We start from the raw sequence: 24,077 nt of genomic DNA, 5'->3' as shown, positions 1-24,077 counted from the left end.
GGTGGTCTCCGCGAACCTGCCTGGCCCGCCAGGCGATGTCGCGGAGGATTCCATGTCTCGGACTCTGTTCCTGCTGCTCCCGGCCCTGGTGCTCCAGGCCGGGGAATCGGCCATCCCGAACGCCGTGGAGGTGCGTTCCGGCATCTTTGTCCTGCGGGGAGCGCCCAACCTGGCGATCTGCGACGCCATGAAGAAGGAGCACATCACCCATGTCATCGACCTCCGCCGGGATGAGGAACCCAACCTCGACTGCGAGTCCGAGTCCTCCCGCCTGCAGGACCTGGGGATCCACTACCAGCGCTACGCCATCACCAAGACGCCGCCGGCCGCGGATTTCGATTTCCTGAGGGCCCTCCTGCGGGACCTGCCGAAGGGATCGAAGGTGCTCGTCCACTGCAGCAACGGGAACCGCGCCGCCGCGGCCGTCTGCCCCTGGCTGGTGCTGGACAAGGGCATGCCTGTGGCCGATGCCATGCGGATTGCCGGTGAGGCTGGATTGAAGCTGCCCGAGACCCAGGAAGCGGTGCGGCGCTACCTGGCCAAGATGGGTCGCGCCTGAGGTCGGCTCAGGCCTTGGGCTCCAGGTACATCCCCTCGATCTGGGCGGCGTACATCTGATTGACGACCCGCCGCTTCACCTTCAGCGAGGGGGTGAGCTGTCCACCTTCCAGGGTCATCTCCTCGTCGAGCAGGACCATCTTCTTGATGCGCTCATAGTTCGACAGGCGCTCGTTGACGCGCTCGACGCGGCTGCCGATCTTCGCGTAGACCAGGGGATTCTGGATGAGCTCGGCGTGGCTCTTGAAGGTGATCTTCTTGTAGCCGGCCCAGCGGACCAGGCTGTCGAAGTTCGGCACGATGAGGGCGCTGATGAAGTTCCGCTGGTCGCCGATGAGCACGGCCTGGGAGATGTACTTGTCCACCTTGAGCAGGTTCTCGATGGGCTGCGGGGCGACCTTCTTGCCGCCGCTGGTGACGATGAGCTCCTTCTTCCGGTCCGTGATGTAGAGGCGTCCCTGGTCGTCCAGGTGCCCGATGTCGCCGGTGTGGAAATAGCCCTCCTCGTCGATGGCCTCCCGGGTGGCCTTCTCGTTGTTCCAGTAGCCCAGCATGATGTTCGGGCCCTGGCAGAGGATCTCGCCATCCTCCGCGATCTTCACGAAGGGGCGGCCGTTCCAGTCCTGGTAGAGAGGGCGTCCCACACAACCGGGGATCACCTCGCCGAAGCGGTTCACGGTGATGATCGGGCTGGTCTCCGTCAGGCCGTAGCCCTCGAGGATGGGGATGCCGAGGATCCAGAAGAACTCCATGATCTTCCCGCCCAGGGGGGCACCGCCGCTGACAGCGATCTTCATCCGGCCGCCGGTCTTCTGGCGGATCTTCTCGAAGACGATGGCCTTGGCCGTGCGGTACCACAGGCCCTTCCAGGAAGGGGGCTCCTGGCCCTTCAGCAGGTAGGGGACGGCCTGGCGGCCGGCCAGCATGGCCCAGTGGAAGATCAGGCGCTTGATGAAGCTGCCCGCGGAGACCGTGTCGTAGATCTTGGCGTAGATCTTCTCGTAGATGCGGGGCACCGAGGCCATGAGGGTGGGGCGGACTTCCAGCATGTCGGCGGCGACGGTGGCGACGCTCTCGGCATAGTAGATCGAGGCGCCGGCGTGGAACCAGAGGAAGTGGCCGGCCATGCGCTCGAAGATGTGGGTGAGGGGCAGGAAGCTCAGGGCCCGCTCATTGTCCGTGATGTTGGACACCGTGGCCCGGCCCGCGAGGACATTGGACACCAGGTTGCCGTGGGTGAGGATGGCGCCCTTGGGATCGCCCGTGGTGCCGGAGGTGTAGATGAGGGTGAGGATGTCCGAGGCCTTCCGCCGCTCGCCCCAGGCGCGGACCTCCGGGCGACGGGACTCCATGGCCTCCCCCTCGTGCTGGAGATCCGACCAGAGCATCAGGTTCCTGCCCGTGCCTGTGGGAAGGTCCCCGTCCATCAGCACGGCGGCTTCCAGGTCGGGCAGACTCTCCCAGTGCGCGAGGACCTTGTCCAGCTGCTCGCGGGTCGAGCAGAGCACCCACCGGGCCTGGCTGTCCCGGAGGATGAAGGCAGCCTGTTCGCCGTTCAGCGTGGCGTAGATGGTGACGTCCGGAACGCCCTGGATGGCGCAGGCGAAGTCGGCGATGGCCCACTCGGGGCGGTTCTCGGACATGAAGGCCACGTGGTCCCCGGTCTTGACCCCCCGGGCGGCCATGGCCAGCGCCAGCCGCTCGACCTGCGCCACCAGTTCCGCGTGGGAGATGGGCACGTAGACCCCGTTCCGCTTCGAAGCCAGCGCGTCCGGCAGGTTCCTCTCCGCTGCCGCATAGAAAAGCTGGGCAATGGTCTCGATGGGCTGCGCCACAATGACTCCAGATACTTGGGGATGTGGGGACATGGTAGCAGGGAATGCCGCGGCACCGCTGGGGGAGGGCATCCAGGCCTTCCACCTGGAACAGCAGGCCCGTGGCGTGTCTCCGCACACCGCGCGCGCGCAGCGCGGCGACCTGGACAAGCTCCTGGACCACGCCGTCCGCTGTCAGTGGAACGGCTGGGAGGTGAGCCCCCGCACAGTGCGCGGCTTCGCTCTGGAACTGGGGGACCGGGGCCTCGACCCTGCCAGCCAGGCCCGCATTCTCTCCACGGCCAGGACCTTCTTCCGCTGGCTGTGGGAGACTCGGCGCATTTCGAAGAACCCCGCCTCCGGCCTGCGGAATCCAAAGCAGCCCAAGCGGCTCCCCGCGTTCCTCACCGAGGGCGAGAGCCAGGCCCTGCTGGATCTTCCGCCGGCCGTGGACTTCCCGTCCGCACGGCTGACCTGCCTGCTGGAGCTGCTCTATGCTTCGGGCCTGCGCGTCTCCGAGCTGGTGGGCCTGGATCTCCAGGACCTGCTGACGGGCGAGCGCACGCTGAGGGTGCTGGGCAAGGGGCGCAAGGAGCGCCTGGTGCCCTATCACCTGCAGGCCGGTGAGGTCCTGGGGGCCTACCTCGGCTTCCGGTCCGCCTTCCTCGCCCAGAAGGAACTGCCTCCGAGCCCGGCCCTCTTCCTCAACCAGCGGGGCGGGCGGCTCACGCCCACCAGCGTGCGCGCCCTGCTGCGCTCAGCCCTGGAGGCCGCGGCGGTGCGCTCCCGCGTGAGCCCCCATGCCCTGCGCCACAGCTTCGCCACTCACCTGCTGAACCGGGGCATGGATCTGCGGGCCATCCAGGAGCTGCTGGGGCATGCGAGCCTGAGCACCACGCAGCGCTACACTCACCTGGGCCTGGAGGAACTGGCCCGGACCTACGAGAAGGCCCATCCCCGGGCCAAAGGCTAGGAGCACCCCATGGAGTTCGTCATCCCCATCCCCTCGGCCCCGGTCCTTCCGGTGGCGGAATCCACGGCCTGCTTCCCCGTGCGCCGGATCTACTGCGTCGGAAGGAACTACGCGGACCATGCCCGGGAGATGGGCGGGAATCCGGACCGCGAGCCCCCGTTCTTCTTCGGCAAGCCGTCGGACACGGTGGTGCCCCGTGGCGGCGACATCGCCTATCCGCCCCTCACCGCGAACCTGCACCATGAAGTGGAGCTGGTGGTGGCCCTGGGCGGCGGCGGTCGGGACATCCCCGCGGCAAAGGCCCTGGCCTGTGTCTATGGCTATGCCGTGGGCATCGACCTCACCCGCCGCGACCTCCAGGCCAAGTTCAAGGACAAGGGGCAGCCCTGGGAGATGGCCAAAGGGTTCGACCAGTCGGCGCCCGTGTCGGCGGTGATGCCCGCCTCGCGCTGCGGTCATCCCACCTCCGGCGCCATCTGGTTGTCGGTGGACGGCACCGATCGCCAGCGCGGGGACCTGGCCCAGATGACCTGGGACGTGGCAGAGGTGATCGCCCACCTGTCCGCCTATGTGGCCCTGGCCCCCGGTGACCTCATCTTCACCGGGACGCCGTCGGGCGTGGGGGCCCTGGTTCGCGGGAACCGCGTCTGCTGCGGCATCGAGGGCATCGGGGAATTGGAGATTGTCCTGGTCTGACCCGGGATCCGCGCCGCTCAGGGAGCGGGCCGCACCTTCACGTGGGCGCCTTCGGACAGTCCCCAGCCCTGCATCAGCTCCCTGGGGATGGCGACATGCTTCTCGGGTAGCCCGGGCAGGAACTCCACCCGCTCCACGGCGGGCCCCTTGGGCCAGATGACCCGCACGTTGGCGACCCCGTGGCGGTAGGGGCCGAGCACGGTCCACCAGCCCTCCATGGCCTTGGGCAACCCGAGATGATCGGCCTTCTTGAAGAGGCCGGTCTTCAGTTCCGCCACGGTGACATGGGCATCCGGCTCCAGCACCTCCAGCCGCCCCGCGTCCTTGAGGAGGGAGGCCGCCTGGAGCACGGCGACATCGTTCTGCCCCGTGGCGGCCATGACATCCTGGAAGTCGCGGTAGCCGTCGAAGAAGGGCATGATCCGGCGGTCCTCCGCGAACACCTTGATGCCCTCCAGGAGCTGGGGCGGGCGCATGGTGGGCCAGGGGACGGCGGTCAGCCTGGGGAAGATGGTGTGGAGGCGCCTCCGGCTGTCCTGGAGGCGGGCGGAGTCCATGAGCAGATCCGGCACGGTGCGGCGGATCGAGGCGGGGACCTGGATCTGGGTGCCGAGGAACTCGAAGTGGCCCGACACCCACTCGAGGATCTCGAAGGCGGCGGTCTCGCCGCGGCCCGCCACGGTCTCGGCGTGGATCACCTCGCCATTCGAGAAATAGAGCACGCCGCTCGTCTTGCCCGAGGTCACCTGGAGCATGCCGGTCTTCCGGTTGACGTGGAGCAGCTGGGCCACGTCCGTGAGGGCAATGCTCTCCAAGGTACCGCGGAGATTGCTCAAGGCCTGGTCTCCGCCATGGCGGCCAACATCTCTTCCACCGACCGCTCCAGTCCCACGAGGACGGCCCGCCCAATGAGGCTGTGGCCGATATTCAGCTCCTCAATCTCGGGGATGGCGGCGATGGGGCCCACGTTGTGGAGGTCCAGCCCGTGGCCGGCCAGGACCCGCAGCCCCAGCCGGCTGCCCAGGCGGGCGGCGTCGCGGATGCGGCCGAGCTCGAGGGTGGCATCGGAGTCCATGGGCAGATCGCTGTAGATCCCGGTGTTCAGCTCCACCGCGTCGGCCTCCAGCTTGGCGGCCATCTTCACCTGATCGAGCACCGGGTCCACGAACAGGCTCACGCGGATGCCCGCGCTGCGCAGCTCCCGCATCACGGGGCGCAGCATGCCCTGGAGGAAGATGGCGTCCAGCCCGCCCTGGGTGGTGAGTTCCTCCCGGCTTTCCGGCACCAGGGTGATCCAGGAGGGGCGGACGGGGACGACGGCCTCGAGGGCCTCGGGCGTGGCGGCGCACTCCACATTCAGGGGGATCGCCAGGACATCCTTCAGCACACGGAGATCCCGGTCCTGGATGTGCCGGCGGTCACTCCGGAGGTGGACTGTGATGCCGTGGGCCCCGGCGCTCTGGGCCAGCAGGGCCGCCGCCACGGGCTCGGGCTCATGACCGCCCCGGGCCTGCCGGAGGGTGGCCACATGATCGATGTTCACGCCAAGCCTGAGGTTCAATGCGGGCTCCAGTAGCTGACCTTCCTTAGCTTACCCTCCAATCGGCATGAACGAGGCGAGGCTCAAGAACCAAAAAAAGAAGTTGAAACACATATATAAAAAACCCATCCTTGCAGCATGGCCGAATCTCCCTCCCTCCCCGCCCTGTTCCTCGCCCACGGCTCGCCCATGCTCGCCCTGGAGGGCGGGGCCTGGGGCGCGGCGGTCGCAGCCCTCGGGGAAGACCTCCCGCCCCTCCGCGGCATCCTGGTCTGCTCGGCCCACTGGGAGGCGGGGGGTGCGTTCCGTCTCTCCTCGGCGGAAGTCCCGGGGGTCATGCACGACTTCGGGGGCTTCCCTGAGACGCTCTATGCCCTGGATTACCCCGCGCCCGGGTCGCCGGGCCTGGCAGCGGAGGCCGCGTTCCTGCTTCGTGCCACGGGAATGGAAGCGGAACTGGAGGCCCAGCGTCCTCTCGATCACGGCGCCTGGGTGCCCCTGCGCTACCTGGTGCCGAAGGCTGATGTCCCCGTGGTGCAGCTCTCGCTGCCCCGGCCCCGGACGCCGGAACAGCTCCTGGCGGCAGGCCGCGCCCTGGCGCCGCTGCGGGATTCTGGCGTACTCATCCTCGGCAGTGGCGGCATCGTCCACAACCTCCGGAGGCTCGACTGGCAGGATGCCTCCGGGCCGCAGCCCTGGGCCCTGGCCTTCCAGGACTGGGTGCGGGCGCGCCTGGCGGCTGGGGACGCTGTCGGACTCACAGGCTGGCCAGGAGCCCCCGGTGCGACGGAATCGGTGCCCACCTCCGAGCACCTGGATCCCCTCTTTGTGGCGCTGGGCGCTGCCCAGTCCGTGCCGGAGCCGGTCTTCGAAGGCTGGCAGCTGGGCAGTCTCAGCCTGGCAAGCTACCGGTTCGCCTGAGGCTGCGACGCCTCAGCCCATCGTCTTCCGGAACCGCCCCGCGGCCAGGAGCAGCATGAGGGTTCCGAGGGCGGTCAGGGCCAGCATCTGGGGCCAGAGCACCTCCAGGCCCAGTCCCTTCAGGAACACGCCCCGGATGATCACGAGGTAGTACCGGAGGGGGTTCAGGTAGGTGAGGACCTGCACCACCTTGGGCATGTTGGCGATGGGATAGACGAAGCCCGAGAGCATGAAGGCTGGCAGCATGAAGAAGAAGGCAGTCATCATGGCCTGCTGCTGGGTGGAGCTCACGGTGGAGATGAAGAGGCCGACGCCGAGCGTGCTCAGCAAGTACAGGCCCGTGCCTAGGAACAGGATCGGCGGGAAGCCGAGCAGGGGCACCCGGAACCAGAAGACCGCGATGAGGGCGATGAGGGCGACGTCCACAAGACCGATGACCGCGAAGGGGATGGTCTTGCCCAGGATGAACTCCAGCCGGCCGATGGGCGTGACCATGATCTGCTCCATGGTGCCGACCTCCCGTTCCCGCACGATGGACATGCTGGAGAGGATGATCGTGAGCACGGCCACGAGCATGGCCAGGACGCCCGGCACGAAGAAGTTGCGGCTGTCCAGGTTGGGGTTGAACCAGGCGCGGGAGACGAGGGCGATGGGCTCGGCATCGAGGTGCACTCCGGCTGTCCGCGAGAAGCGCTGCTCCAGGAGCGACCGGTTGAAGTCGGCGGAGATCCTGGCGGCGTAGGTGAGCGCGACGCTGGCTGTGTTGGAGTCCGAACCGTCCAGGAGGAACTGGGCCCGGGCGCTGCCTCCCCCCTGCAACGCCTCAGCGAAGCCACGGTTGAGCCGGAGGACCGCCTTCGCTTCCCCGGAGTCCAGCACTTCCTGGATCTCCGGTTCGGAGGTGATCCGACGCACCACGTCGAAGCATCCCGAGCCCTCGAAGCGGGCGATCAGGTCGCGGGTGGCGGGGGTGCGGTCCAGGTCGTAGACGGCCATGGGCACGTGGCGCACATCGGTATTCACCGCGTATCCGATGATGATCACCTGGGCCACGGGCATCACGAACAGGACGGCCCGCATCCTGGGGTTCCGGAGCACCTGGATGAATTCCTTGACGAGCATCCGGTAGAGGCGTTCGAGCATAGGCACCTCCTAGGCCAATCGCTTCTGGAAGCTGCGGATGGCGAGGCCGAGCATCAAGGTGCCGAAGGCGACCATCAGCAGGCACTCGGGCCACAGCTGGGCCAGGCCTGTCCCCTTGAGGTAGAGGCCGCGCAGGAAGGTCACGAAGTACCGGGCCGGGATGAGGTAGGTCACCACCTGGAGGGCCCTGGGCATGTTGCCGATGTCGAACATGAAGCCCGAGAGCAGGAAGGCCGGAAGGAAGGTGGCCACGAAGGCGAACTGGCTGGCCAGGAGCTGGCTCTTGGCCTTGGTGCTGATGAGGATGCCCAGGGAGAGCGCCCCCACCAGGTAGACGGCGGAGACGCCGAACAGGAGCAGCAGGCTTCCGCGGATGGGCACGTCGAACAGGAAGCGGCCGGCCAGCACGGAGAGCAGCATGTCCACCATGCCGATGGCGAAGTAGGGGGCGAGCTTTCCCAGGATCAGCTCGCTTCCCCGGAGCGGTGTGGAGATGAGCTGCTCCATCGTGCCGGTCTCCCACTCCCGCGCCACCGTGAGCGAGGTGAGCAGCGCGGCGATGAGCATCATGATCACGGCGATGAGCCCGGGCACGATGAAGATCCGGGACTCCATGTCCGTGTTGAACCAGGCCCGGAACCGCAGATCCAGGGGCAGGGCGGGGGGCCGGCCCGTCAGCTGCCGGGCTTTTTCCACCAGGAGTTCCTGGGAGTAGTTCCGCACGATGGTATCGGCGTAGGAGAGGGCCAGGGTGGTGGTGTTGGCGTCGCTGCCATCGGTCAGCACCTGCACCTCGGTCTTCCTTCCGGAGGCGACCCGCCGGCCGAACTCGACTGGAATGACCAGGGCCATCATCGTCCGCCCCCCGGCGATGGATTCCTCCACCTCGGCGTAGGAGCCGGGCCTTGTGGTCACGGAGAAATACCGCGAGCCCTCGAAGCGGCTGATCAGCTCCCGGCTCTGGGGCGTGCGGCTCTGGTCCCAGACCGCCAGGGGCACGCGGTCGAGATCCATGGTCAGGGCGTAGCCGAAGATCATCAGCATGATCATGGGCAGCACGATGGCGATGGCCAGGGCGCGGGGATCCCGCAGGACGTGGATGAACTCCTTGCGCGCCACGGCGCGGAGACGGTGGAGGTTGAGGGGGCTCATGCCCTGAACTCCTGCTGGGCGCCGTCGGCGCGGTCCCGGGCTTCGATGAGGGAGACGAAGACATCCTCCAGAGAGGGCGCGATGCGCTCCACGGTGCCCACCTGGAAGCCGGCTGCCACGAGGGCCTGGCGGAGGCGGGGCGCGAGGGCTTCGGCGTCTTCCGTCATGAGGTGGATGTCCTGCCCGAAGAGGGCCGCGTCCCGGACGCCTGCCACGGTTGCGGCCACGCCCAGGGCTTCATGGGAGCGGTCGCAGGAGACGCGCAGCACCTGGTCGGCCATGAGCTCGCCCTTCATCTCGCTGGGCGTGCCCAGGGCGACCAGCTCGCCCCGGTAGATCAGGCCCAGGCGGTCGCAGTACTCGGCCTCCTCCATGTAGTGGGTGGTGACGAAGACCGTGACCCCCTCGCCGGCCAGCTGATAGATGAGGTCCCAGAAGGACCGCCGGCTCAGGGGATCCACGCCGGATGTCGGCTCATCCAGGAAGAGCACCCGGGGTTCGTGGAGCAGGGCGCAACCCAGGGACAGACGCTGCTTCCAGCCGCCGGGGAGCAGGCCCGTCCGCGTGTGGCGGTGCTCCACGAGGTGGGCCATATCCAGCACCCAGGCCTTCCGCCCGGCCTTCTTGTCATGGGGCACGCCGTAGATGCCGCTGAAGAAGTCGATGTTCTCCTCTACGGTGAGGTCGTCATAGAGGCTGAATTTCTGGCTCATGTAGCCGATGCCCCGCTTGATCTCCTCGCGTTCGGTGCGGATGTCGTGCCCGGCCACGGTGCCCTGCCCGCCGGTGGGTTCCAGCAGGCCGCAGAGCATCCGGATGGTGGTGGACTTGCCCGCGCCGTTGGGGCCGAGGAAGCCGAAGATCTCGCCCTGGCGCACGTCGAGGCTGATGCGGTTGACGGCCACGAAGTCCCCGAACCGCCGCTCGAGGTTGCGCAGGGTCACGGCGAACTCAGCCAAGCGCCACCTCGGGAATCGCGGAGGTGAAGATGTCCTCGAGGGTGGGCTCGATCACCTGGATCTCCAGCGCGGGGATCCCCTCGGCCTGGAGGGCGGCCTCCACGGCGGTCCGGCCCCGGTCCGCGTCTGCGGCGAGCACATGGATGCGGTCGCCGAAAAGGGCCACGGAGCCGAGGTCGGCGGCGCGCAGGATCCCCGCGGCCCGCCGGGGGGACTCGCAGCGGACCTCCAGGAGCGCGCCCTTCAGCAGGCCCTTCACACCCTCCACGGTGTCGCAAGCCAGGAGCCTGCCCTGGTGGAGCAGGCCGATGCGGTTGCAGCGCTCGGCCTCGTCCAGGTAGGCCGTGGAGACGAAGATGGTCACCCGCTCCTGCTGAAGCTGGTAGAGGATGCGCCAGAAGTCCCGGCGGGAGACCGGATCCACGCCGTTCGTCGGCTCGTCCAGGAAGAGCACCCGGGGGGTGTGGATGAGCGCGCAGGCGAGCCCCAGCTTCTGCTTCATCCCTCCGGAGAGGTTGCCCGCGTGGCGGCGCCGGAAGGGCGTGAGGTTGCTGAAGGCCAGGAGCCGTTCGACGCGCTCGTTCCGGCCGGCCTTCGGGACTTCGTAGAGGTCAGCGTAGAAGTCGATGTTCTCCTGCACCGTGAGATCCGGGTACAGGCCGAAGCGCTGGGCCATGTAGCCGATGCGGTCCTTGATGGCCTCCGCATCCCGCACGGCGTGCAGCCCGTCGACCCACGCCTCGCCCGAGGTGGGCTCGAGGATTCCGGTCAGCAGGCGCATGGTGGTGGTCTTGCCCGCACCGTCCGGCCCCACGAGCCCGAAGATCTCCCCCTCCTCCACGGCCAGGGTCAGCTGGTCGAGGGCCACGAGATCCCCGAAGCGGCGCGTGAGCGCCTGGGTCCGAACGGTCTCCATCACCGGCCGTCCAGGGCGATCTCGGCGTCCACGGGCATGCCGGGCTTGAGCTCCTGGGCCGGGTTGGGGATGTCGATCTTGATGCGGTAGACCAGCTTCGTGCGCTCCTTGCGGGTCTGGACGGTCTTGGGCGTGAACTCGGCCTCGGAGGCGATGAAGCCCACGCGGCCCTCGTAGCGCTTCCCGGGGAAGGAATCGGATGTGACGAACGCCTTCTGGCCCACCTTCACGCGGCCCAGATCCGACTCCTCCACGTAGGCGCGCAGCCAGACCTGCCCGAGATCTGCCATGGTCACGACCGCCGTGCCCGGCGAGACGTACTCCATGGGCTCGACGTTCTTGGAGAGGATCACGCCGGCGGTCGGCGCCGTGAGGGTGGCGTAGCCCAGCTGGGTCCGGGCCAGGGCGAGGGCCTGCTGGGCCTGCTCGAACCGGGCCCGGACCTGGTCGATGTCCTCTTTCCGGGGTCCCTTGCGGATGAGGGTGAACTGCTGATCCGCCTGCCGGACCTTGCCGCGGGCCGCCTCGAGGGAGGCCCGGCTGGCCTCGTAGTCGCGCACCGAGAGGATGCCCTGCTGCTGGAGGTCGCGCAGCCGGGCCTCGTCGGGCTCCAGCCTCCGGAGATCGGCGTTGGCCTGCTCCAGGGCGGCCCTGGAGGCTTCGATCTCCTCCTTGCGCGATCCGGCCAGCGCCGCGTCCAAGGCGGCTCTGGCGGTGGCGGCGTCCGCCTGGCGCATGGCCACCTGCTGCTCCAGGTCCCTGGCGTCGAGCCGGGCGATGAGCTGTCCGGCCTGGACCACCTGGCCCTCATCCACCGGGCGCTCCAGCACCTTGCCTGGCACCCGGAAGCTGGCCTCCACCTGGATGACTTCGATGTTGCCCGAGAGCTTGAGGCGGTTCTCCTGGTGGTTCCCGCAGCCGGTGGCCAGGAAGGCCGTGCCGGCCAGGAGAACCAGCGTGGTGATGGGAAGGTGCCGGTCTGCCGGTCTCATGGACGGGTCTCCTTGATGGGGATGGGGTCTGCCGCAAGTCCGGGCAGGGGCGGCAACGGAGCGAGCGGGTCCCGGGCGACACCCCGCCAATACAGGTCGAACCAGACCTGCAGCCCGGTCTCCACGGCCTGGTCATGGGGCAGTCCCATGAGACGGGGCAGCACGGTGGGCAGCAGGTCGAGGATCTCGAGGTGCATCCTCGCGAGAAAGAAGGTGCCCAGCAGGGTATGGAGGTCCGCTCGCAGCTCCCCCCGCGCGATGCCCTGGTCGAGGATGCTCCGGATGGCCATCACGATGGGACGGATCCGCGCCTCGATGAGGTCCGAGAGCCCCTCGGCTCCGCGCACGATCTCGCCCCGGATGAGGGATCGGATCGCGGGATCATCCTTGAGGTGCCGGTGGTAGATCCGGACGACCTCCCAGAGCCTGAGGGCGGTGGAGCGGGGATCTCCGGGCGCCGCCACCCTCTCGAGATCCTGGAGGATGGGCGGGAAGCGGCGGGCCAGCAGGGCCGTGAACATGGCCTCCTTGCTGTCGAAGTGGTAGTAGATGAGGGCCGGATCGCACCCGGCCTGCTTCGCGATGGCCCGCAGGCTGGCCGCCCGGAGGCCGTCCCGGGCGAAGACCTCCTGGGCGGCGTCCAGGATCTGGTCCGGGTCCATCCGATTGGGCTTGGGGCCGCGAGGGCGGGCAGGGGAGGGCATGGGGCTCCAATTCAACAGACGTTGAATCATGAAGTCTCACGTGGAACCCGGCAAGAGCTATTTCATCGAATGTGGAAATTTTGACCAGACCTGAAAAAGCCCCCAGGACGGGGGCTTTTCCGGGAACAGGTGCCTTCACTCGCCGGAGATGGGGACCACCGTCGTGTCCTCGATGGTGATGATCTCGGGCTCTTCGAAGGCGATACGGTTCTCCTCGACCTCGGCCATGGCCACTTGGCCCCAGAAGGAGGCCAGCTTGGGGGCATCCTGGGCCTGGCCGTGCTTGTTCACGGGGACGACCACTTCGACCTTGGGGAAGGCGCCGCGCTGGAGCTGGTCGCAGCGCTTGCCCGCCACGACGACGAAGCGGTACTTGTTGGCGATTTCTTCTGGTACACGGACGATGGTGCGCTGGGTCATGGGCCACTCCGAACCAGGAAGCATAACACCTGCCAGCCGTTCAATCAATGTGGCTGGAGTAGGATGGGGGCTCCAGGAGTCTCTCTGATGCAGATCATCCTCGGCATCACCGGCGGCATCGCCGCCTACAAGTCCGCTGATCTGGCCCGGTTGCTGGCCAACCAGGGCCACCGGGTCCGCTGCATCCTCACCGAGGCGGGCGCCCGCTTCATCACGCCCCTCACGCTCAGCAGCCTCACGGGCGAGCCCTGCTACGGGGCCAACCCGGACCAGGGCGAGTGGCGCGCCAACCCCAGCATCGAGCACATCGAACTGGCCCGCTGGGCGGAGTTGGTGGCCGTGGTGCCCGCGACGGCCAACATCATCGGGAAGGCGGCCAACGGCCTGGCCTCGGACCTGCTCAGCACGGTGCTGCTGGCCACCCGGGCGCCGGTCCTGTGGGCTCCGGCCATGAACACGGGCATGTGGGAGCATCCCGCCGTGCAGGCTAACCTGGCCCGGCTGCGCTCCTTCGGCCACGCCGTGGTCGAGCCCGGGGAAGGCGTCCTGGCCTGCGGGGAGGAGGGCTCGGGCAAGCTCGCCGAGGTCGCCGCCATCGCCGAGGCCATCCTGCTGCATGGCACACCCAAGTCCCGCAGCCTGACGGGGCGGCGGGTGCTCATCACCTCCGGGCCCACCCGGGAGGACCTGGACCCCGTTCGCACCCTCACCAACCGGAGCACCGGCGCCATGGGCATCGAGCTGGCCAGGGCCTTCCGGGATGCCGGGGCCCAGGTGCAGCTGGTGCTGGGAGGTGACCTGCCGGCTCCCTGGGGTGTGGAGACGACCCGCGTCCGCAGCGCCCAGGAGATGCTGGCGGCCTGCGAGGCCCGCTGGGGCGCGGTCGATGGCCTGGTGGGGGCTGCCGCGGTGGCCGATCAGCGGCCGGAGGCCTACGCCGCGGAGAAGGTGAAGAAGGGGGACGGGCCCGAGACGATGGTTCTGGTCCGCACCCCGGATATCCTCGCCACCCTCTCTGGCACCAAGCGGCCGGGCCAGTGGATCCTGGGCTTCGCGGCTGAAAGCGAGGACCACCTGGCCCATGCGGCGGCCAAGCTCCAGAAGAAGGGCCTTGATGCGGTCCTGGTCAATGACATCCAGGGGGGGCGGGCCTTCGGAGCCCAGGCGAACACCCTGACGCCCGTCACCGCCCAGGGGCCCCAGGCTCCCATCGGGCCCCTGCCCAAGGATGACCTGGCCCGGGCCGTCGTGCAGTGGTGGGGCCACCGGCTCGAGGCCCGGGAGTCCGGCCTGTAGCCTTTTCAGCCCCTCAGAGCGCCGGATCCAGCCAGGGCAGGACCTCGCTGGGGCGCCCGGGGACCTCGCCCAGGCGCACGGCCACGATGACGATCCAGCCCGGGGGCCGCTGCAGGGACTGCAAGTCCATGACGAGAGCCTCGCCGGGCCCTGGCAGATCCGGGCGCCGGCGCTCCAGCACCACCTCGCCCCGGCTGAAGACCTCCTCTGGAGTGGGTTTGGCGAGGCCCAGGGGCAGGTAGAGCACCCGCAGGGATTCGACGCCCGCCAGAGGGGTCCCGTTCATGTCCGTGGACGGCAGCACCAGTCGGATCTTCCGCAACCCCTCCAGGTGGGCCTCCATGGCCTGGGCCGCCGCCCGGGGCCGCGGGACGGGATCGCCCTTCCGCCCGCAGTGGACTGCCAGGAAGCTGAGCGTGATGGCGAGCAGCGGGTTTGCTAGTCTGGGGGATCGCATCACCATCCATCATGCCCGAAGACGAGGCCCACCCATGCCCGTGACCAAGATCCTCATTGCCAATCGAGGGGACGATGACCCCTCCGCGATCGAGCGGAGCGAGGGAGCGGGAGCGAAGCGATCGGGGTCAGGTCCCCGCGCAAGCCTGCGATCCGATTCCAATGAGCGAGGTTGAGCCGATGGCCGTGACCAAGATCTTGATTGCGAACCGCGGGGAAATCGCCGTGAGAGTGATCCGCACCTGCCGAGAGATGGGGATTCCCACGGTAGCGGTGTACTCCGAGGCCGACCGTGGCGCCCTGCACGTCCGCATGGCGGACGAGGCCTACTGCATCGGCCCCGCCGCGGCCCGTGAGAGCTACCTGGTGATCGAGAAGATCATTGACGTCTGCCGGCGCAGCGGCGCCGACGCAGTGCACCCGGGCTACGGCTTCCTCTCGGAGAACGCCGAGGCGGCGCGAGCCTTCGCGGCCGCGGGCATCACTTTCATCGGGCCACGGCCCGAATCCATCGAGAGCATGGGCTCCAAGACCGCCGCCCGGGTTGTGGCCCTTCGAGCGGGCTGTCCCGTGGTGCCGGGCATCCAGGAAACCATGGCCGACGAAGAACTGCTCGCGGCCTCCCAGAAGATCGGCTTCCCGGTGATGCTCAAGGCCGCCATGGGCGGTGGCGGCAAGGGCATGCGCCTGGTGCACAAGGCCGAGGACTTCACGTCCTCCCTGGCCCGGGCCCGGGGCGAGGCCCTCTCCTCCTTCGGCGACGACAGCGTGTATGTGGAGAAGGCCATCGTCCAGCCGCGCCACATCGAGATCCAGATCTTCGGGGACACCCACGGCAACCATGTCTACCTGCACGAGCGGGAATGCTCGGTGCAGCGCCGCCACCAGAAGGTGATCGAAGAGGCTCCCAGCCCCCACGTGACGCCGGAGATGCGCAGGGCCATGGGCGAGGCGGCCCTGAAGGTGGCCAAGGCCGTGGACTACGTCGGCGCGGGCACCGTCGAGTTCCTTGCGGACGCCGACCGCAACTTCTATTTCCTGGAATTGAACACCCGCCTGCAGGTGGAGCATCCCGTCACGGAATGGATCACGGGCCTCGACCTGGTGAAGTGGCAGATCCTCGTGGCCCGGGGCGAGAAGCTGCCCATGACCCAAGAGGAGATCCCCCTCAACGGCTGGGCCATCGAGTGCCGCGTCTACGCCGAGGACCCGGACAAGAACTTCATGCCCAGCCCCGGGAAGATCACCTTCCTCCGCACGCCCAGCGGGCGCAACGTGCGCGACGACGGCGGCGTGTACGAGGGCGCCGAGGTGCCCATGTTCTACGACCCCATGATCAGCAAGCTGAGCACCTGGGGGCCCACGCGCCTGGAGGCCATCGAGCGCATGCGCGCGGCCCTGGGCGAGTACCGCATCGGGGGCATCCGCCACAACATCGCCTTCCATGAAGCCTTGATGGAGCACGGGCCCTTCCGCGAGGGCGCGCTTCATACGGGCATGCTCGACAAGCCGTTCTGGAAGAAGAAGGAGCAGGGCCCCGACCTGAAGTTCGCCGTGGCCGCCGCCCTGCTGCACGAACTGGAAACCGAGCAGCGCCGGGCCGCCCAGCCGGCGGGTCATGCCGACGGGAAACCCGACGCCTGGAAGCACTGGGGCCGGTTCAACCGGTTGTAGGGGAGACAGAGATGAAACGTACCCTTCTCGTCGGCAAGGACTCCCTTGATGTGGAACTCCTCCACCAGGACGGCGTGACCACGCTGACCTGGGAGGGGCAGGGGCATCCCATCGACATCCTCGAGCTGGAGCCTGGCTGCTACTCGATCCTCATGGAAGGGCGCTCGGTGGAGGTCCGCCTGGACCGTGCCAAGTCGGCGGACCCGGACACCCACGCCTACCGGGCCATGCTCTACGACGGTGCCTACGAGTTCGCGCTGGTGGATCCCCGCCGGGCCCTCCTGGCTGGTTCCGGAGGCGCCGGCGCAGGTGGGGGCGTACTGTCCTCTCCCATGCCCGGCAAGATCGTGAAGCTCCTCGTGAAATCCGGAGACCTCGTCCAGGAAGGCCAGACCCTCCTTGTGATGGAGGCCATGAAGATGCAGAACGAGCTGAAGACCAGCACCACCGGGACCGTCACGATCGTGCATGTCCAGGAGGGCGCCACCGTCGAGACGGGGGCCGCACTCATCACCGTCGTGGCGCCCGAAGCCTGAATTGGAGGCCTTGCGTATCGCCAAAGGCGATACCAAGAGGATGCAGAATGAGCTGAAGACGAGCACGACGGGAACCGTCACGGTCGTGCATGTCCAGGAGGGTGCCACCGTGGAGACGGGGGCTGCTCTCATCACAGTGGTGGCGCCCAAAGCCTGAAGGCCGGCAGCTCGTACTTACCTGAGGTCCATGCAGGATGCCAATGCCTCGGACCTGCTTGAGATTCAAGGCAGATTTGGCCGATCTCCGCCCAAGTTGGGTGTTTGGATAGTCGATTAATTCATATCGATGAGGGCTTCATCCTTTTGATCTAGAAACAGCAAAAAAAGGGAATTAGGCTCTTTTTTTGTTGAAGTAAAGTGCGCATCGGGAGTAGTTTGTGGCGTGATGTGAATCACAATCGAGGGAGGTATTATGAAAAAAACGCTCCTATTCCTGCTGGCAGGGGCTGCAATCACCCTGTCTGCTCAGGAAGGCAAGGCCTGGGTGATGGGCCATGTCGGCCAGACGATGTTCGAGAAGGACAAGAACTTTGGGGTCCCCTTCGAGTTGAAGGATCAGATCCACTACGGCCTGGGTATCGGCCACTGGTACACCGATCGCTGGGGCGTCGACCTGCGCGCGCTGCACCAGGACCTGAAGGCTGACAAGATTCCGGGCGCTCCCACCGGGGACGAGACTCACCTTCTGCTTTCGGGCCTGTTCAACTTCCGGCCGGGCGCCGACAACTGGTACCCGTACCTCGCCGCGGGCGTGGGCGGAACGAATGTGAACAAGAACTATTCGCCCAGCGACAAGACCACCACCCGCTTCAACTACCACGGCGGCATCGGCGTGATGGGCGAGCTGGCCGAGCACTTCATGATGGATCTGAATGCCAAGGCCGTGAGCGTGGAACTCCCCAAGTCCCGGATCGAGTACCTGGTGACCCTGGGCCTCGGCTACACCTGGGGCGGCGGCAGAAAGGCCGCGCCCGCTCCCCCGCCGCCGCCCCCGCCGCCCGCTCCGGAGCCCAAGCCCGAGCCCGTGGCTCCTCCCCCGCCCCCGCCTCCGCCGCCGGCTCCCGAGCCGCCCAGGGAAGTGGTCAAGCCCGTGCCGCCGCCTCCGGCCAAGATCGTCCTGGATGAGGCCGTGCTGCACTTCGCCAACGGCAAGGCGAACCTGGGTCCCGAGGGCACTGCCGCCATCCGCAAGGTGGCCGACAGCCTGAAGGCCTATCCCGGTGAGTACTCTCTGGAAGTCAGCGGGCACACTTCCTCCACGGGCAGCAAGGCCGTGAACAAGGCCCTGGCCAAGCGCCGGGCTGATGCCGTGGCCAAGGTCCTGGTCGACTCCGGCATTCCCGCCTCCAAGGTGACCACTGTGGGCGTGGGCCCTGACAAGCCCATCGCCGACAACAAGACCAAGGACGGCCAGGCCAAGAACCGCCGCGTCGAGATCGACGTGAAGGTGAAGGACGGCAAGGCCGAAGTCCGTCAGATCACCACGGACACCGTGGAATCCGCCCCCAAGAAGTAGTCCCATGACGGCGGGGGCCTTTCGGGGCTCCCGCCCACCTGGTTCCGGAGGAACGCCATGTCCATGAAGGACGAGTTCAAGGCCTTCATCATGAAGGGCAATGTGGTTGATCTGGCCATCGCCGTGGTCATTGGCGGCGCCTTCGGGAAAATCATCACGGCCTTTGTGGATGGCCTCGTGATGCCCCTGGTGACCACGGTGCTCCCCGCCAATATCAAGTGGGAGGAGTGGGTGCTCGGCAAGTTCCGCATCGGCACGGTGCTGGGCGCCACGGTGAACTTCCTGATCATCGCCCTGGTGGTCTTCCTCGTGCTGATCAAGTTCCTGGGCAGGTTCATCAAGAAGGAAGAGGCAGCTCCCACCACCAAGGAGTGCCCCGCCTGCCTGGAGCAGGTGCCCCTCAAGGCCACCCGCTGCAAGTACTGCACCAGCCAGCTGTAGGGATCTCCGCAAGGATCGGAAAGGGCCCGGACTCCGGGCCCTTTCTCTTGTAAGAGAAGGGTTTCCCGTGCTGAACTGGAGGTTCAACCTCAGGGGCGCTCGGGTGCGCCCCTCCGACGCACGAGGGCGCCGATGAGCGAGCAGGCTCCGGTTAAAAAGTACTCCGTCTTCCTCCCGAAGACCGATTTCCCCATGAAGGCGGACCTGCCGCAGCGCGAGCCGAAGCGCCTGGAGCGCTGGAAGGCCGAAGGCCTCTATGCCCGCATCGAGGCCAAGCGGAAGGCGGACAATGCCGCCGGCACCGGCAAGGGCCGCGAAGTGCTGCACGACGGGCCGCCCTACGCCAACGGCGCCATCCACATGGGCCACGCCCTCAACAAGATCCTCAAGGATGTGGTGGTGAAGTCCCGGTGGATGGAGGGCTACGAGTCGCCCTACGTGCCGGGCTGGGACTGCCATGGCCTGCCCATCGAGCACGCCGTCGAGAAGGACCTGGGGCCCAAGCGCCGCGAGGTGAGCCGCGCCGAGTTCCTCCAGAAGTGCCGCGCCTACGCCCAGAAATGGATCGACACCCAGCGGACGGCCTTCCAGCGTCTGGGTGTGCTCGGCGCCTGGGAACAGCCCTACGTCACCATGGATCCCCGGTACGAAGCGGAGACCGTGCGCCACCTGGCCAAGCTCTTCGAGAGCGGCTCCGTCACCCGCAAGCTGAAGGTGGTGCACTGGAGCTACGGCGCCCGCACGGCCCTGGCCGAGGCCGAGGTCGAGTACGCCGACAAGACCAGCCCCGCCATCACCGTGGCCTTCCCGGTGGCCGACGCTGCGGCGAAGCACATGGAGCTGCCCACGCCCTTGTTCCTGCCCATCTGGACCACCACGCCCTGGACCCTGCCCAGCAACCTGGCGGTGGCCATGCACCCGGACCTGGAGTACGCCGTGGTCCGCGCGGATGGCCGGCACTACATCGTGGCCGTGACCCTGCGGGAGGACTTCGCCAAGAAGCTCGGTATGCCGCTGCACACGGTGGAGATCCGCAAGGGCAAGGAGTTCCAGACCCTGGTGGCGCGCCACCCCTGGATCGACCGGGACAGCCCCGTGCTGCTGGGCGACCACGTCACCGCCGACACGGGCACGGGCCTGGTGCACACCGCCCCGGACCACGGCGTGGACGACTTCAACCTGGCCCATCACCTGGGCCTGCTCCAGCTTGTGGGCCCCGACGGCAAGTTCCTCCCTGCCGTGAATGATCCCGAGCTGGAGGGGAAGAACATCTTCGAGTGCAATCCGCTGGTGGTGGAGCGGCTCCGCCACATCGGCGCGCTCCTCCACGAAGAGAGCCTCACCCACAGCTATCCCCACTGCTGGCGCACCAAGACACCCATCCTCTTCCGTGCCACCGAGCAGTGGTTCATCACCATGGATTCGGAACTGGCTGGGAAGGGCCGCAGCCTGCGCGAGCTGGGCATCGAAGGCGTGGAAGGTACCCAGTGGATTCCCGCCCAGGGGCAGAACCGCATCCACGCCATGATCGCGGGCCGTCCCGACTGGTGCATCAGCCGCCAGCGCGCCTGGGGCACGCCCATCACCGTGCTGCGCTGCGAGGCCTGCGGCGAGCCCCTGGTGGCCGACTCGATCTTCGAGAAGGCCGCAGCCGCCATCGAGCTGGGCGGCATCGAGGCCTGGTCCGAACTGCCGGTCGAGGATTTGATGCCCGCCGGGGCGCGCTGCCGATGCGGCTCCACGGTCTTCCAGAAGGAGACGGACATCCTTGATGTCTGGATCGATTCCGGCGTCAGCGCCTCCGTGGTGTGCGAGTCCCACCCCGAATTGAACCGCGCAGACTACAGCCAGTTCATCTACCTGGAAGGATCCGATCAGCACCGGGGCTGGTTCCACAGCTCCCTGCTGTTCAACCTCGCCGCCACCGGCACCAAGCCCTACAAGCAGGTGGTCACCCACGGCTTCGTGCTGGACGGCAAGGGCCAGAAGATGTCCAAGAGCCTGGGCAACGTCATCACACCCGAGGAGATCCTCAAGACCCTCGGCGCCGACATCCTGCGCTGGTGGGCCGCCAGCAGCGACTACAGCGAGGACATCCGCATCTCCAAGGAGATCCTCGACCGCAGCGCCGACGCCTACCGCAAGACCCGCAACACCCTGCGCTTCCTCCTGGGCGCCCTGGCGGATTTCGACCCCGCCAGGGATGTGGTCGCGCCCGCCGATCTGGCGCCCCTGGACCGCTGGGTCCTGGACGCCTTCGGCCGCATGGCGCGGGAAGTCCGCGATGCCTACACGCGCTTCGAGTTCCTCCGCGCCACCCAGGCTCTCCTGAGCTTCTGCCAGCTGGAGCTCTCGGGCCGGTACTTTGAGATCATCAAGGACCGCCTCTACTGCGATGCGCTCAACTCACCCAGGCGCCGCAGCTGCCGTCAGGCCTGCTGGGAACTGGCCCAGGGCCTCTGCACCCTGCTGGCCCCCGTCATGAGCTTCACCGCGGACGAGGCCTGGGAGCAGATCCCGGGCTGCTCCGGCAGTGTGCATGAACAGCGGTTCCCGCAGGGCAACGGCACCGCCGCTGATCCCAGGTGGGAAAAGCTCTGGGTGGTCCGCGAGGCGGTCCAGGCGGCCATGGAGCCCCACCGCGCCGCCAAGACCATCGGCACGAGCCTGGATGCGGCGGTGGAGATCACCTTGAATCCGGCGGAGTGGGATCTGCTGGATGGCCTCGGCGAATCCCTGGACGACCTGCTCGTCGTTTCCTCCCTCGCCCGAACCGCAGATTCGGGCGCCGCAGCCCCCGTCGTAGCGGTCACCACCCACCAGGGCACCAAGTGCCCCCGCTGCTGGAACCGGAAGGGCGGCCACGGGACGGGGGAGGATGCCGGGCTCTGCGCCCGCTGTGCGACGGTGGTGGCCGGGTGAAGCGTCTCCTCTGGCTGCTGCTCCCCGCCACCGCCCTCGCGGTGGATCTCGGCTCCAAGAGCTGGATCCTGCGGACTCTGGGCGAAAACGAGTCCCTGCCTGTCATCAAAGGGTTCTTCTACCTGACCCTGGGCTTCAACCGCGGTGCCATCTTCGGCAGCCTCACCTGGCTGCCGGAGGCGGCACGGTTTGTGGTGTTCGGCCTGGCGGGTCTGGCGGCGCTGGTCTATTTCGGCCGCCTCTTCCTGGCCAGGGGTACCTCCACCTGGGACCGCGTGGCCCTGGGTCTCATCCTCGGCGGGGCCATGGGCAACGGCATCGACCGCCTCCTGCGCGGCGCCGTGGTGGACTTCCTCGACTTCATCTTCGGCACCTGGCACTACTGGACCTTCAACTTGGCCGACAGCTTCATCCTCGTGGGAGCCGTCCTCTACGGGTTGCGGATGCTGCTGGCGCCGAAGGCCGAGCATCGACCCACTGAAAGCTGAGCCGCCGGCTACTGGGCCTCGATGGCTTTCAGCAGCGCGGGGTCCCTGGGCAGCTGATCCACGTCGGCGAGGCGGGGCACGAGGCGCTTCCAGAAGGGCTCGGCGGCGAAGACCTGCTTGAAGATGGGCAGGGCCTCGTCGCGCTTGCCGCTCGAGGCCAGGGCCACGGCCTGCCAAAAGGGCATCTCCCAGATGCCGGGAGCCAGCTTGGCCGCGGCCTCATAAGCGGCCTTGGCCTCGGCCCACTTGCCGGCGGTGACGAAGCCGTCGCCTTCGTCCATGAGGCGGTAGGCCCGGCGCAGCTGGATGAGGCGGCCCAGCTCCTTCAGCGGGTCCGGGTTGTCCTCCACGCGCAGGTCGAAGAGGCGGTCGTTCCAGGGCTGGCCCGTGGCCTTGCCCTTCACGATGAGGATGGCGGCGCTCTGCTGGCCGCGGATGTCGCCCCCTTCGGCCTGGGCGGCACGGAGGGCCGCCAGCAGACGGTCCGCCAGGTCGCCCTTGGCGGCGCGGAAGGCCCTGGCCATGGCGGGCCAGACCGTGGCCCGGTCCATGAGGTTGGCCTCCACGGTGAAGCCCTCGCCCACCTCGTGGCCCGCGGCCTGGATGCACTTGGCGCCCGTGTGGGCTGCGGCCCGGCCCTGGGCGTCCACCATGGCCACCTGCCGCACCTCGCGATCGGGGTCTGCCGCCAGGAGGGCCTTCAGCGCTTCGGGCGCGGGCTTGCCCGCCTTCATGAGGGCGAGTCCCAGGGCGCCATAGCTGGGATCGGTGAAGCTCTGGGTGGCCACCACGCCGACCCCGGGCTCCGCCCAGGGCACCGAGGCGCCCACAGAGAACCAGTGGCTCTGCACGGCCACGCCCAGGTCACCCGTGGCTGCGTCCCGGGCCACGATGGAGTAGGTGTGGACCGGCCTGCGGGGGACGTCGTCCGCCTGGGCAGGCAGCGCCAGGGCGAGGAGGGCGAGGGCGAACAGGCGCATGGGGGCTCCGTGCGGATCGATGACGTGTCCATCATCCTACCGCTCCGCTGGTACGATGCCTCCATGCTCCGCGCCCTGGCCCTCTCCTCCGCCTGCCTCGTCCTCAGCGCCATCGCGCCACCTGAGGCGGCCTACGTGCAGGCCGTGGATGCCTGGCACGCCCAGCGAACCGCGCGGCTGGCGGCGGAGGACGGCTGGCTGAGCCTGGTGGGGCTGGACTGGCTCCAGCTGGGAGAGAACACGCTGGGTACTGCGCCTGGATCCACGGTGCTGCTGCCCGCGGGCACGGCCCCGGCCCGGGCGGGCGTCTTCATCGTGGATGGCGGCACGGTGCGGGTGCGCCTGGTGGAGGGCTGCGGGATCCTCGTGAACGGGCAGGCCGTGGTGGAAGCGGCACTGAAGACGGATGCGGACGGCCAGCCGGACCTGCTGCGGGCCGGTCGCATCGCCTTCTATGTCATCCGCCGGGGAAGCCGCCTGGGTATCCGCATGAAGGACCCGGAAGCCCCCGCCCGCAAGGCCTTCCAGGGGGTGCAGCGCTTCCCGGTGGACCCGGCCTGGCGGGTGGAGGCGGACTTCATCCCCCATGCCACCCCGCAGACCCGGGCCATTCCCACAGTGCTGGGCACTTCCGAGCCCATGACCGCGCCAGGGATCCTGCGCTTCAAGCTGAAGGGCCGGACCTATGCCCTGGAGCCCCTCATCGAGGACCCGGCCCACCCCGAGCTGTTCATCATCTTCCGCGACGCCACGAGCGGCAGGGAGACCTACCCGGCGGGGCGCTTCCTCTACGCCGCCATGCCCAAGGCCGGGAAGGTCATCCTGGATTTCAACCGGGCCTACAACCCCCCCTGCGCCTTCTCCCACTTCGCCACCTGCCCCCTGCCGCCCAAGCGGAACGAGCTCCGCGTGGCGGTCCGGGCGGGGGAGAAAGACTACGGCCAGCATTGAGGATGGCCGGGCTGCAATGGGGCCCGGTA

General features: G+C 67.9%; 24 protein-coding genes. 12 read left to right on the top strand and 12 right to left on the bottom strand.

The genetic code is table 11. The features are described 5' to 3' along the window. Positions 1-52 precede the first annotated feature (52 nt). The gene (locus QSJ30_RS06255) at positions 53-559 is read left to right on the top strand and encodes a protein-tyrosine phosphatase family protein (RefSeq protein ID WP_285607541.1); all 507 of its coding nucleotides are present in this window, start codon (positions 53-55) and stop codon (positions 557-559) included. 7 nt (positions 560-566) lie between these two features. Here QSJ30_RS06255 and QSJ30_RS06250 read toward each other — a convergent pair whose 3' ends face one another. Beyond that, a complete protein-coding gene (locus tag QSJ30_RS06250) occupies positions 567-2,393 on the bottom strand; it encodes an AMP-dependent synthetase/ligase (RefSeq protein ID WP_285607539.1) in 1,827 nt (608 codons plus the stop codon). Between the two features lie 31 nt (positions 2,394-2,424). Here QSJ30_RS06250 and QSJ30_RS06245 point away from each other — a divergent pair, with 31 nt between their 5' ends. Together QSJ30_RS06245 and QSJ30_RS06240 are read left to right on the top strand one after the other, a co-directional pair. Then, the gene (locus tag QSJ30_RS06245; protein WP_285607538.1) at positions 2,425-3,345 is read left to right on the top strand and encodes a tyrosine recombinase XerC; all 921 of its coding nucleotides are present in this window, start codon (positions 2,425-2,427) and stop codon (positions 3,343-3,345) included. A 9-nt stretch (positions 3,346-3,354) separates the two neighbouring features. After that, positions 3,355-4,041 carry a fumarylacetoacetate hydrolase family protein gene (locus tag QSJ30_RS06240; RefSeq protein WP_285607536.1) on the top strand — a complete coding sequence of 229 codons (687 nt, stop codon included), beginning with the start codon at positions 3,355-3,357 and terminating at the stop codon, positions 4,039-4,041. Between the two features lie 17 nt (positions 4,042-4,058). On the opposite strand, the gene QSJ30_RS06235 is transcribed toward QSJ30_RS06240, so the two are convergent. Together QSJ30_RS06235 and QSJ30_RS06230 are read right to left on the bottom strand one after the other, a co-directional pair. Then, on the bottom strand, positions 4,059-4,877 hold the full coding sequence (locus tag QSJ30_RS06235) for a DUF4388 domain-containing protein (RefSeq protein ID WP_285607534.1): 819 nt from the start codon (positions 4,875-4,877) through the stop codon (positions 4,059-4,061). Beyond that, on the bottom strand, positions 4,874-5,602 hold the full coding sequence (locus QSJ30_RS06230; protein ID WP_285607533.1) for a pyridoxine 5'-phosphate synthase: 729 nt from the start codon (positions 5,600-5,602) through the stop codon (positions 4,874-4,876). The genes QSJ30_RS06235 and QSJ30_RS06230 overlap by 4 nt, the downstream gene beginning before the upstream one ends. Positions 5,603-5,719: 117 nt before the next feature. Here QSJ30_RS06230 and QSJ30_RS06225 point away from each other — a divergent pair, with 117 nt between their 5' ends. Further along, positions 5,720-6,502, top strand: coding sequence for a DODA-type extradiol aromatic ring-opening family dioxygenase (locus QSJ30_RS06225; protein WP_285607532.1), 783 nt, complete (start codon positions 5,720-5,722; stop codon positions 6,500-6,502). 12 nt (positions 6,503-6,514) lie between these two features. Here QSJ30_RS06225 and QSJ30_RS06220 read toward each other — a convergent pair whose 3' ends face one another. The 7 genes from QSJ30_RS06220 to QSJ30_RS06190 form a co-directional block, all read right to left on the bottom strand. Next, positions 6,515-7,645: an ABC transporter permease gene (locus QSJ30_RS06220; RefSeq protein WP_285607531.1), complete on the bottom strand. Its 1,131-nt coding sequence runs from the start codon at positions 7,643-7,645 to the stop codon at positions 6,515-6,517. A gap of 9 nt (positions 7,646-7,654) precedes the next feature. After that, positions 7,655-8,797, bottom strand: a complete 1,143-nt coding sequence (locus tag QSJ30_RS06215; RefSeq protein ID WP_285607530.1) for an ABC transporter permease — start codon at positions 8,795-8,797, stop codon at positions 7,655-7,657. After that, positions 8,794-9,756: an ABC transporter ATP-binding protein gene (locus QSJ30_RS06210; protein ID WP_285607529.1), complete on the bottom strand. Its 963-nt coding sequence runs from the start codon at positions 9,754-9,756 to the stop codon at positions 8,794-8,796. Before QSJ30_RS06210 ends, QSJ30_RS06215 begins: the two co-directional genes overlap by 4 nt. Beyond that, positions 9,749-10,672 carry an ABC transporter ATP-binding protein gene (locus tag QSJ30_RS06205; protein ID WP_285607528.1) on the bottom strand — a complete coding sequence of 308 codons (924 nt, stop codon included), beginning with the start codon at positions 10,670-10,672 and terminating at the stop codon, positions 9,749-9,751. The genes QSJ30_RS06210 and QSJ30_RS06205 overlap by 8 nt, the downstream gene beginning before the upstream one ends. Beyond that, entirely contained in the window at positions 10,672-11,664 is a 993-nt protein-coding gene (locus QSJ30_RS06200) for an HlyD family secretion protein (RefSeq protein WP_285607527.1), read from the bottom strand. Before QSJ30_RS06200 ends, QSJ30_RS06205 begins: the two co-directional genes overlap by 1 nt. Then, positions 11,661-12,368 carry a TetR/AcrR family transcriptional regulator gene (locus QSJ30_RS06195; RefSeq protein WP_285607525.1) on the bottom strand — a complete coding sequence of 236 codons (708 nt, stop codon included), beginning with the start codon at positions 12,366-12,368 and terminating at the stop codon, positions 11,661-11,663. The genes QSJ30_RS06200 and QSJ30_RS06195 overlap by 4 nt, the downstream gene beginning before the upstream one ends. A 135-nt stretch (positions 12,369-12,503) precedes the next feature. Next, on the bottom strand, positions 12,504-12,788 hold the full coding sequence (locus tag QSJ30_RS06190; protein WP_243315126.1) for a DNA-directed RNA polymerase subunit omega: 285 nt from the start codon (positions 12,786-12,788) through the stop codon (positions 12,504-12,506). Between the two features lie 87 nt (positions 12,789-12,875). Between QSJ30_RS06190 and coaBC the strand changes: the two genes are divergently transcribed. Continuing rightward, positions 12,876-14,084: a bifunctional phosphopantothenoylcysteine decarboxylase/phosphopantothenate--cysteine ligase CoaBC gene (coaBC, locus tag QSJ30_RS06185; protein WP_285607520.1), complete on the top strand. Its 1,209-nt coding sequence runs from the start codon at positions 12,876-12,878 to the stop codon at positions 14,082-14,084. A gap of 13 nt (positions 14,085-14,097) precedes the next feature. Here coaBC and QSJ30_RS06180 read toward each other — a convergent pair whose 3' ends face one another. Continuing rightward, positions 14,098-14,541, bottom strand: coding sequence for a hypothetical protein (locus QSJ30_RS06180; protein WP_285607518.1), 444 nt, complete (start codon positions 14,539-14,541; stop codon positions 14,098-14,100). A gap of 161 nt (positions 14,542-14,702) precedes the next feature. Here QSJ30_RS06180 and QSJ30_RS06175 point away from each other — a divergent pair, with 161 nt between their 5' ends. From QSJ30_RS06175 to lspA, 6 genes are all read left to right on the top strand, one after another. Beyond that, on the top strand, positions 14,703-16,214 hold the full coding sequence (locus QSJ30_RS06175) for an acetyl-CoA carboxylase biotin carboxylase subunit (RefSeq protein WP_420798761.1): 1,512 nt from the start codon (positions 14,703-14,705) through the stop codon (positions 16,212-16,214). An 11-nt stretch (positions 16,215-16,225) separates the two neighbouring features. Continuing rightward, positions 16,226-16,750, top strand: a complete 525-nt coding sequence (locus QSJ30_RS06170) for an acyl-CoA carboxylase biotin carboxyl carrier protein subunit (protein WP_285607515.1) — start codon at positions 16,226-16,228, stop codon at positions 16,748-16,750. A 412-nt stretch (positions 16,751-17,162) separates the two neighbouring features. Further along, the gene (locus tag QSJ30_RS06165) at positions 17,163-18,266 is read left to right on the top strand and encodes an OmpA family protein (protein ID WP_285607514.1); all 1,104 of its coding nucleotides are present in this window, start codon (positions 17,163-17,165) and stop codon (positions 18,264-18,266) included. Positions 18,267-18,323: 57 nt separating this feature from the next. Next, positions 18,324-18,707, top strand: coding sequence for a large conductance mechanosensitive channel protein MscL (gene mscL, locus QSJ30_RS06160; protein ID WP_285607513.1), 384 nt, complete (start codon positions 18,324-18,326; stop codon positions 18,705-18,707). Between the two features lie 132 nt (positions 18,708-18,839). Next, positions 18,840-21,629: an isoleucine--tRNA ligase gene (gene ileS / locus QSJ30_RS06155; RefSeq protein ID WP_285607511.1), complete on the top strand. Its 2,790-nt coding sequence runs from the start codon at positions 18,840-18,842 to the stop codon at positions 21,627-21,629. After that, positions 21,626-22,117 carry a signal peptidase II gene (gene lspA / locus QSJ30_RS06150; RefSeq protein WP_285607509.1) on the top strand — a complete coding sequence of 164 codons (492 nt, stop codon included), beginning with the start codon at positions 21,626-21,628 and terminating at the stop codon, positions 22,115-22,117. Before ileS ends, lspA begins: the two co-directional genes overlap by 4 nt. 8 nt (positions 22,118-22,125) lie before the next feature. On the opposite strand, the gene QSJ30_RS06145 is transcribed toward lspA, so the two are convergent. Further along, complete coding sequence (locus tag QSJ30_RS06145; protein ID WP_285607507.1) at positions 22,126-23,097, bottom strand: DUF1028 domain-containing protein; 972 nt, start codon at positions 23,095-23,097, stop codon at positions 22,126-22,128. Between the two features lie 9 nt (positions 23,098-23,106). Here QSJ30_RS06145 and QSJ30_RS06140 point away from each other — a divergent pair, with 9 nt between their 5' ends. Next, positions 23,107-24,048, top strand: coding sequence for a DUF1684 domain-containing protein (locus tag QSJ30_RS06140; RefSeq protein ID WP_285607500.1), 942 nt, complete (start codon positions 23,107-23,109; stop codon positions 24,046-24,048). The last annotated feature ends 29 nt before the right edge of the window (positions 24,049-24,077 follow it).

This window comes from Geothrix edaphica (assembly GCF_030268045.1).
GTDB classification, from domain to species: domain Bacteria; phylum Acidobacteriota; class Holophagae; order Holophagales; family Holophagaceae; genus Geothrix; species Geothrix edaphica.
This window is presented reverse-complemented; position numbering and strand designations above follow the sequence as displayed.

What these genes read in the sequence shown, in the direction of transcription:
- QSJ30_RS06215 (WP_285607530.1), bottom strand. Translation starts at nt 8,797, where the DNA reads ATGAGCCCCCTCAACCTCCACCGTCTCCGCGCCGTGGCGCGCAAGGAG.
- QSJ30_RS06145 (WP_285607507.1), bottom strand. Translation starts at nt 23,097, where the DNA reads ATGCGCCTGTTCGCCCTCGCCCTCCTCGCCCTGGCGCTGCCTGCCCAG.
- QSJ30_RS06240 (WP_285607536.1), top strand. Translation starts at nt 3,355, where the DNA reads ATGGAGTTCGTCATCCCCATCCCCTCGGCCCCGGTCCTTCCGGTGGCG.
- mscL (WP_285607513.1), top strand. Translation starts at nt 18,324, where the DNA reads ATGTCCATGAAGGACGAGTTCAAGGCCTTCATCATGAAGGGCAATGTG.
- QSJ30_RS06205 (WP_285607528.1), bottom strand. Translation starts at nt 10,672, where the DNA reads ATGGAGACCGTTCGGACCCAGGCGCTCACGCGCCGCTTCGGGGATCTC.
- QSJ30_RS06180 (WP_285607518.1), bottom strand. Translation starts at nt 14,541, where the DNA reads ATGCGATCCCCCAGACTAGCAAACCCGCTGCTCGCCATCACGCTCAGC.
- QSJ30_RS06245 (WP_285607538.1), top strand. Translation starts at nt 2,425, where the DNA reads ATGGTAGCAGGGAATGCCGCGGCACCGCTGGGGGAGGGCATCCAGGCC.
- QSJ30_RS06190 (WP_243315126.1), bottom strand. Translation starts at nt 12,788, where the DNA reads ATGACCCAGCGCACCATCGTCCGTGTACCAGAAGAAATCGCCAACAAG.
- QSJ30_RS06175 (WP_420798761.1), top strand. Translation starts at nt 14,703, where the DNA reads ATGAGCGAGGTTGAGCCGATGGCCGTGACCAAGATCTTGATTGCGAAC.
- QSJ30_RS06225 (WP_285607532.1), top strand. Translation starts at nt 5,720, where the DNA reads ATGGCCGAATCTCCCTCCCTCCCCGCCCTGTTCCTCGCCCACGGCTCG.
- QSJ30_RS06195 (WP_285607525.1), bottom strand. Translation starts at nt 12,368, where the DNA reads ATGCCCTCCCCTGCCCGCCCTCGCGGCCCCAAGCCCAATCGGATGGAC.
- QSJ30_RS06220 (WP_285607531.1), bottom strand. Translation starts at nt 7,645, where the DNA reads ATGCTCGAACGCCTCTACCGGATGCTCGTCAAGGAATTCATCCAGGTG.
- ileS (WP_285607511.1), top strand. Translation starts at nt 18,840, where the DNA reads ATGAGCGAGCAGGCTCCGGTTAAAAAGTACTCCGTCTTCCTCCCGAAG.
- QSJ30_RS06170 (WP_285607515.1), top strand. Translation starts at nt 16,226, where the DNA reads ATGAAACGTACCCTTCTCGTCGGCAAGGACTCCCTTGATGTGGAACTC.
- QSJ30_RS06255 (WP_285607541.1), top strand. Translation starts at nt 53, where the DNA reads ATGTCTCGGACTCTGTTCCTGCTGCTCCCGGCCCTGGTGCTCCAGGCC.
- QSJ30_RS06165 (WP_285607514.1), top strand. Translation starts at nt 17,163, where the DNA reads ATGAAAAAAACGCTCCTATTCCTGCTGGCAGGGGCTGCAATCACCCTG.
- coaBC (WP_285607520.1), top strand. Translation starts at nt 12,876, where the DNA reads ATGCAGATCATCCTCGGCATCACCGGCGGCATCGCCGCCTACAAGTCC.
- QSJ30_RS06200 (WP_285607527.1), bottom strand. Translation starts at nt 11,664, where the DNA reads ATGAGACCGGCAGACCGGCACCTTCCCATCACCACGCTGGTTCTCCTG.